1 protein-coding gene and 1 pseudogene are annotated in these 1,026 nt (G+C 74.7%); both read left to right on the top strand.

From position 1 onward, the window contains the following. Positions 1–288, top strand: a pseudogene (locus tag ACFTZL_RS45110) (hypothetical protein); the annotation flags it as partial. A 17-nt stretch (positions 289–305) separates the two neighbouring features. Further along, the coding region (locus tag ACFTZL_RS45115; RefSeq protein WP_382596498.1) for a hypothetical protein at positions 306–1,026 on the top strand (721 nt) is incomplete at its 3' end.

A 1,026-nucleotide genomic window follows, 5' to 3' on the forward strand; every position in this document is an offset into this window, starting at 1 on the left:
GGTCAGTACCCGGCCGACATCAAGGGCGGTGACATCGTCTCCGCCTACCGCGTCAGCACCAGCGGCTCGCCCTCGAACAACGCCGACGACAGCACCGGCTCGAGTGGCACCTCGTCCGGCGCCATCGTCGAGAACGCGCGCGTGGCCAATGTCGCGGAGAACGAGGACGCCACGGTGAGCACGGGCAACCTCTCGCTCACCGTCCTCGTCGACGAGGCCGACGCGGCCGCGCTCGCCTCCGCGGCGGCCGCGAACCAAGTCGCCATCGTGCACGTCCCCGGCAACTAGAAGGCGGCACCCACCCCATGGCGCTCATCGCTCTCGCCGCCGACAAGGGTTCCCCCGGCGTCACCACCGCGGCCGTCGCCCTCTCGGCGGTCTGGCCGCGGCGTGTCCTGCTCGCCGAGGCGGACCCGGCGGGCGGTGACCTCGTCTACCGCAGTGCCGCGGCACACGGCGGACCGCTCAACCCCAACACCGGCATGCTGTCCATCGCCGCCACCGCGCGCCGCGGACTCGTGCCGGACCAGCTCTGGGACCACGTCCAGCCGTTGAGCGGCGGCCTCGAGGTGCTCGTCGGGCTCGGCATCGCCGAGCAGGCGGCCGGCCTCGCGGGACTGTGGCCGACCCTCGGGCACGCCTTCGCCTCCCTCGCCGACTCCCCGCACGCCGCCGCCGACGTCATCGCCGACTGCGGACGCGTCAGCGGGGACACCCCCGCCGTCGAACTGTTCCCGCACGCCGCGCTCGTGCTGCTCATCTCGCGCACCGAGCCGGAGGCCATCGCCCGGGTCCGCGACCGTGCCGCCGCCCTCGCCGGCAAGCTGCACGGCGGATCGCGCGGCGCCGCGAGCCTCGGCACCCCGATGATCGGCGTCGTCCTGATCGCCGACACGGGCACGGCGGGCAAGCTCGCCTCGCAGGTCAACGACATGCTCGTGCACGCCCAGACCGGCGCCCGCGTGGTCGGCACCATCGCCGACGACCCGGCCGGCGCCGACCAGTTGGCCGGCCGCAGGCGCGGCC

The organism is Streptomyces sp. NPDC056948, assembly GCF_042674225.1.
Taxonomy (GTDB): domain Bacteria; phylum Actinomycetota; class Actinomycetes; order Streptomycetales; family Streptomycetaceae; genus Streptomyces; species Streptomyces purpurascens.